Origin of the sequence: Calidithermus chliarophilus DSM 9957, assembly GCF_000430045.1 — a bacterium.
In the GTDB taxonomy this organism is placed as follows: domain Bacteria; phylum Deinococcota; class Deinococci; order Deinococcales; family Thermaceae; genus Calidithermus; species Calidithermus chliarophilus.
The window spans coordinates 368,593-374,737 of sequence record NZ_KE387023.1 but is presented as its reverse complement, the minus strand read 5'-3'; the positions used below and the strand labels follow the sequence as shown (position 1 = coordinate 374,737).

The window sequence follows — 6,145 nt, the reverse complement described above, 5'->3', positions numbered from 1 at the left end:
CACCCCGGCCACCCCCACCCCCTCCACCCCGCCCGCCGCCCCCCAGGAGCGCGTGGGCGTGGTCAGCAACGACGCGCTGTGCCCCTGCTTGCTCAAGGTCAACACCGGCATCGCCGGCGCCCAGGTCCGGCTCAGCCGCGGCGGCACCGAGGTCGGTGCTCAGAGCGGGGGAGAGGTGCTGTTCCAGGGCCTCGAGGCCGGCGAGTACACCCTTAGGGTCGAGGCCGCCGAGTACCAGCCCTTCGAGTTCCAGGTCCAACTGCGCAACAACCGCGAGCTGACCGTGTATCTGCTGAAGCGGTAGTGGGTTGGTCGATAGTCGATAGCTGATAGTCGATAGTCGATAGTCGATAGCTGGCGGCTCGTGGCTCGTGGCCTGTGGTGAAAAGAACACTCCTCCCCGCCGGCGTCGAGGGCCGGGGGCCATGGCGTCTAGCGTTTTGCGTCTTGCGTACGACGTAAGACGTACGACGCCGGACGTACGACCCGCGCCCGGCGTCCGGCTATCGGCGACCTAACCGAACAGCGTCAGCCTCGTGTCCTGCCCCTGTCCCGAAGGGGCTTCCACCACCCCCTCGGCCTGGTGCAGGTTGACCGTCACGAACTCGAAGGTCTCGTAGGGGGCGAGCTCCACGACGGGCTTGTGCGGCTCGAGGAGGTACAGCCCTGCCGCGTACAGCGTCTGGAAGGGCTTGGCGGAGGAGAGGTAGTCGGACAGGCGCACCCCCTTGGGGATCTCCAGCGACCCGGCCAGCAGGTAGGAGCCGTACAGCAGCGCCAGCCGCTTCTGCTCGAGCATGCCCTTGGAGGTGCGGGGCGTGGCCGGGCGGCCCCCCACCAGCCAGCGCAGGTGGGTCTTTTGCAGGGCCACGAAGGCGCTGCTGGCCTTGAGCTCGTCCACCTCGGGCGGGTGCTTGTGGCCCGCCTCGTAGAGCATGGCGCCGGTCACCGGCAAGTAGAGCTTGCCCTCGGCGTTGAGCAGGTCGGCGGTGCCGCTGCCGGGGATCAGGTAGATCTGCCCGTAGATGCGGTGCACGAGGGTATGGACCCGGGCTTCAAAGGCTTCTCGAGGCTGCCGGTACACAGCTTCACTGTAACAGCTACAAGCGGCTGCGGGGGTCGAGCGCGTCGCGCAGGCCGTCACCGAGGTAGTTGAACGCCAGCACCGTGAGGAAGATCATGAAGCCCGGCGCCAGCGCCAGCCAGGGGGCGCTGAAGATGTACTCCTGCGCGTTGGTGAGCATGTTGCCCCAGGTCGCGACCGGGGGCTGGATGCCGAAGCCCAGGAAGGAAAGCGCGGCCTCGGTCACGATGGCCCCGCCCACCCCCAGCGTCACGTTGACGATGATGGGGGCGATGGTGTTGGGCACCAGGTGGCGGAACATCACCCGGGCCTCCGAGGCGCCCAGGGCCTGCGCGGCGGTGGTGAACTCCTGCTCGCGCAGGGAGAGGATGGCCCCGCGCACCAGCCGGGCGCTGCCGGTCCAGCCGAAGATCACCAGGATCGAGATGATGATGAACACCGACGTGGACTCGCCGAAAACCCCCTGGATCCACTGCCCTACCGAAGCGCCGGGGTCGCGCAGCAGCGCCGAGAGCACCAGCAGCAGCGGGAGCTCGGGGATGGTGAGCATGAAGTCGATCACCCGGCTGATGGCGATGTCGAGGTCGAGGCGGAAGCTGCCCCTGAGGCCCCACACCGCCGCCCAGGCGATGGCGGCCCAGGCCAGGCTCGAGGCCACCAGCGAGAGCACGTTGGCGAAGCTCCAGTCCCCGCCCAGCCCCGCGCGGATGTCGTCGCCGCCCAGCGTCCAGACGAGCTGGGCCGCTCCGAGCAGCAGGCCGTAGAACAACACCCACGACGCCACGCGCCACGCCACGAACAGCGGCGGCTGCCAGCCGCCCTCGCGGCGGTTGAGGGGGCCCAGGTAGAAGCGGAAGGGGCGGCCGGAGAAGTAGCCGGCGAGGGTGCCCAGGATGGTGCCCAGCAGCACCCCCGAGATGGCGGCCATGAAGCCCACCAGCAGCGAGACACGCGCGCCGTAGATGATCCTCGAGAGCACGTCGCGCCCCAGGTCGTCGGTGCCCAGCCAGTGCTCGCGGCTGGGGCCCTGGAAGTACTTGGAGGCCAGGTCCTCGCCGGTGGGCTGGGCCGTGGGACTGTAGGGGGCGATGAAGGGGGCGAACACGGCCATCAGGATCAGCAGGCCGATGAACACCAGCGAGGCCACGGCCAGGCGGTGCTTGCGGAAACGCCGCCAGAACAGGCCGAAGGCCGTGTCGGCGGAGGCGGAAGATTTAGGCGCAGCGATAGCCATACACACCTCTAGCTGTAGCGAATGCGCGGGTCAACGACCGCGTAGAGCAGGTCGGCGATCAGGTTGAAGAGCGCGGTCAGCACCGCCAGCATGGCCAGGGCGGCCATCGCCACGTTGTAGTCCTTCGCCAGCAACGACTCGAAGATGGTGCGGCCCATGCCGGGGTAGGAGAAGATGTTCTCGGTGATGATGGCCCCGCCCAGCACGCCCGGCACCGCCAGGCCCACCAGGGTCACGATGGGGATGAGCGCGTTGCGCAGGGCGTGCTTGTAGAGCACCTTGCGCTCGGCTAAGCCCTTAGCGCGGGCGGTGCGGATGAAGTCTTGGTTGAGGACCTCGAGCAAGCTCGCGCGCATGTAGCGCGTCCAGGAGGCCATCTGGATCAGCGCCAGGGTCATCACCGGCAGGATCAGGTGGCTCGCCCAGGTGCCGATGAAGCCGAAGAAGCTGATGCTGCCGGTGGTGACGTCGCTCCAGAAGAGGCTGGGCAGGCCGGTAGGCAGCGCGGGTAACCCCGTGCGCTCGGGCACGACCACGGTGAAGAGGTAGAGCAGGATGATGCCCAGGAAGAACACCGGGGTGGAGAAGCCGATGAAGGTCATGAAGGTGATGGCGTAGTCGGCGGTGCTGTACTGCCGCACCGCCGAGAAGATGCCCACCGGTATGGCGATGAGCAGCGCCACCGCGAAGGCCAGCCCCGACAGCAGCAGCGTGCGGGGCAGGCGCTCGCCGAAGACGAATTCGGCGGCCTTTACCCCGTAGCTGCGCGACTGGCCGAGGTCGCCCTGCAGGGCGCGGCCCAGCCACTTGAAGTAGCGCACGTAGATGGGCTGGTCGAGGCCGTAGGCCTTGCGGAGCTGCTCGAGCTGCTCGGCGGTGAGGTTGGGGTTGTTCTGCCGCAGCTCGTCGAGCGGGTCGCCCGGCTGCAACGCCAGCAGGGCGAAGATCACCACCGAGGCGGCGAACAGCAGCGGGATCATCTGGACTAAACGGCGGATCGTGTAAGCGAACATCCGAGTCTGAAGCCTCCTTGGGACAAAATCTCTTCCAGCTTTGTTCAGCGGCAAACTCAGGGCTCGAAATAGGTGGCGCGGTTGGCGGCTGCTTCGCCGAGGCGGGCCAGCGGCGAAAGGGCTATTAAGCCGGGCCGGGGGCCTCTAACCGCCTGAGCGGGTTGGCCCGCAGACTCTTGCGGGCCAACCCGGCCGGGGACTTACTTGGTGCTGATCGCGGTGGCGTACTTGGCCTGGTCGAAGAGCTTCTGGGCCCCGCGGGCGGTCCAGCCGATGGCCCAGGGGAGCCAGTTGGGGTAGTTGTTGCCGCCGGAGTAGGTGGCACCCAGGTAGTTGACCAGCCCCTTCTTGGTGATCAGGGGGTCGGCGCGGAAGCGCAGGGGCAGGGCGGGGAGCTCCTCGGCCCAGATGACCTGCATGCGGGCGAACAGCTCGGCCCGCTTCTCGGGGTCGAACTCCACCACGGCCTGGGCTGCCAGGCGGTCGTACTCGTCGTTGCGCCAGCCGCCGATGTTCTGGCCGGTGAAGTTGTTCTCGGCGGTGGGGATGAAGGTGGCGCCGGTGTTGAGGTCTTTGTACTTGAAGAGGTTGCCCAGCTCGGCCAGGCTCGAGACCCAGGCGAACATGGTCATGCCGGTCCAGGTGCCCTCCACCGCGCGGTTGAGGTACTTGGCGTCGAAGACCACGGCGCTGGGCGCGTTGTTGATCTTCACCGCCACGCCGATGCGCTTCCACTGCTCGGCGAAGAGCTGCTGGGTGCGCTCGCGGATGGCGTTGCCGGAGGTGGTGACGAACTCGATCTCGAAGCGGACGGTCTTGCCGCCGACGGTGCGCTGGAGGATGCCGTCGGGGCCAGGCCGCCAGCCCATCTCGGCCAGCAGGGCCTTGGCCTTGTCGGGGTTGTACTCGTAGCGGCGCACCTTGTCGTTGAACAGCGGGTTCACCGGGGCGACCCAGGTGTGGGACACCGGCTCGAAGCCCTCGAAGAAGGCCTTGACCCACGAGTCGCGGTCGAGGGCGTGCAGCAGCGCCTGGCGGGTGCGCTTGTCGTCGAGGCCCAGCTCCTTCACGCGCTCGACGTTGGTGAACTTGTTGACGTCGATGTGCTCCCACACCGCGCCGGGGACGCTCCAGATGTCGTAGCGGCCGGGGGCGCGGCTGGTGAGCTGCGGGCTGCGGGCCTGGTCGAGGGTGATGGACACGCGCGAGGTCGCGTCGACGCCGCCGCCCAGGATGGCCACGAGCAGCGAGTTGGTGTTCTGGATGATGCGGTAGGTGACCCGCTGGACGTACTTGTCCGCGCCGCCGGGCGGGGTGATCCAGAAGTTGGGGTTACGGGTCAGCTCGATGGTGCTGCCGGCGGCCCAGCGGGTGACCCGGAAGGGGCCGGACCAGACCATCTTGCCCTGGTTGATGGCGCGGTTGGAGCCGAAGGCCTGGAAGAAGCTGCGGTAGATCTCGCTCAGGCGCGCCGCGTCGCGCTTGGCGTCGAGGTTCTGGGTCTGGGCCAGCACCTTCTGCCACTCGGGGCGCATGACGTGCGCCGGGGCGTAGCCGATGGGCGCGCCGATGGTGTCGGTGTAGAAGGCGGGCTCGAAGGTCACGGTGAAGTTGAGCTTGTCCTTGACGATCAGCTTGCGCCGCTCCCACACGTCGGGGTTGAGCACCGGCATGCCCTTGGCGTTGCCCACCTCGTTGAAGAAGGCGATGTCGTCGGTGGTGATGGGGGTGCCGTCGGACCACTTGAGGTCGGAGCGGAGCGTGAGGTCCATCTCCAGGCGCCGCTTGCCCCCGCCGATGTCCACCGAGCGCAGCCGGCGGTTGGCCAGCGTGGGCAGCTCGGTGACCATGATGGGGAAGTTCTTGCTGTCGGCGTCGATGCCGATCATCGGGACGAGCAGGTAGTTCTCCACCTCGGCCTTGATGGACTGGTTGGAGATGATGCTCAGGAAGTCCCCGCCCAGCACCGTAGGCTCTTGCGAGGCCCCCACCACCAGGGTGTTGTCCTGTGGCCCCGCGAAGGCCAAGCCTGCTCCAACAATCCATACCGTTGCCAGCTTACTGAGGTATTTCATTTAACCTCCTCCGGTTGTTCCTACATTTGTGGCTGAAGTCGCCGAGCAAATTATATGGACGGTGGACGAACTCGTAAATCAACTGGCGGTCTGTTTAGTCCAGGAGCCTGAATGGTATATCAACCGAACGGTGGATGGCGGGTTTCACGGGGCGGATGAAGGCAGCCTGCGCCTCGAGCCCGCCCGACCCGCCGGGTGCGCTAGGATGCCGGCATGGTGATCGTAGGTTCTACCAACCCGGCCAAGCTCGAGCCCGTGCGCCGGGTGTTCGCGGAGGTGTTCGGCGGCCTCGAGGTGCGCGGCGTGGAGGTGGCTTCGGGGGTGCGGGTGCAGCCCATCGGCTACGAGGAGACCTTCACCGGGGCCCACAACCGGGCGAAAGGCGCCCTGCGGACCCCGGGAGCGAGCTGGGGGCTGGGCCTGGAGGCCGGCGTGGAGTTCAACGACCTGGGCGCGTGGCTGTTCAACGTGGCGGTGGTCCTGCGCGAGGACGGCCGTGCGGGGGTGGCCCGCGGCGGCAGCGTGCTGCTCCCCCCGGCGGTGGGCGAGCGGGTGCGGGCGGGCGAGGAGCTGGGCCCGGTGATGGACGAGTTGGTGGGCCAGAAGGACACCAAGAAGGGTCTGGGCGCGGTGGGCATCCTCACCCTCGCCCGCGTCGAGCGCGTGGAGTTCTGGCGGCACACCCTCGAGCTCGCCCTCCCGCCCTTCCTGCGCCCGGAGCTTTACCCGCTAGAGTAGG

At 67.7% G+C, this 6,145-nt stretch carries 6 protein-coding genes; 2 read left to right on the top strand and 4 right to left on the bottom strand.

What is annotated here, in order from left to right; translation table 11 throughout:
- Positions 1 to 304: carboxypeptidase regulatory-like domain-containing protein (locus tag MEICH_RS23065; RefSeq protein WP_036218158.1), on the top strand; the 304-nt coding region annotated here is incomplete at its 5' end.
- A 210-nt stretch (positions 305 to 514) separates the two neighbouring features.
- Here the strand turns inward: MEICH_RS23065 and MEICH_RS0101910 are convergent.
- From MEICH_RS0101910 to MEICH_RS0101895, 4 genes are all read right to left on the bottom strand, one after another.
- A complete protein-coding gene (locus MEICH_RS0101910; protein ID WP_027891224.1) occupies positions 515 to 1,084 on the bottom strand; it encodes a DUF6812 domain-containing protein in 570 nt (189 codons plus the stop codon).
- Between the two features lie 16 nt (positions 1,085 to 1,100).
- Positions 1,101 to 2,318 (bottom strand): ABC transporter permease, encoded by a 1,218-nt coding sequence (locus tag MEICH_RS0101905; RefSeq protein WP_036218156.1) that lies wholly within the window; start codon positions 2,316 to 2,318, stop codon positions 1,101 to 1,103.
- 8 nt (positions 2,319 to 2,326) lie between these two features.
- Positions 2,327 to 3,331 carry an ABC transporter permease gene (locus tag MEICH_RS0101900; protein ID WP_027891222.1) on the bottom strand — a complete coding sequence of 335 codons (1,005 nt, stop codon included), beginning with the start codon at positions 3,329 to 3,331 and terminating at the stop codon, positions 2,327 to 2,329.
- 200 nt (positions 3,332 to 3,531) lie between these two features.
- Entirely contained in the window at positions 3,532 to 5,406 is a 1,875-nt protein-coding gene (locus MEICH_RS0101895; protein WP_027891221.1) for a peptide ABC transporter substrate-binding protein, read from the bottom strand.
- 213 nt (positions 5,407 to 5,619) lie between these two features.
- Here MEICH_RS0101895 and yjjX point away from each other — a divergent pair, with 213 nt between their 5' ends.
- Entirely contained in the window at positions 5,620 to 6,144 is a 525-nt protein-coding gene (yjjX, locus tag MEICH_RS0101890; protein ID WP_027891220.1) for an inosine/xanthosine triphosphatase, read from the top strand.
- Position 6,145 lies beyond the last annotated feature (1 nt).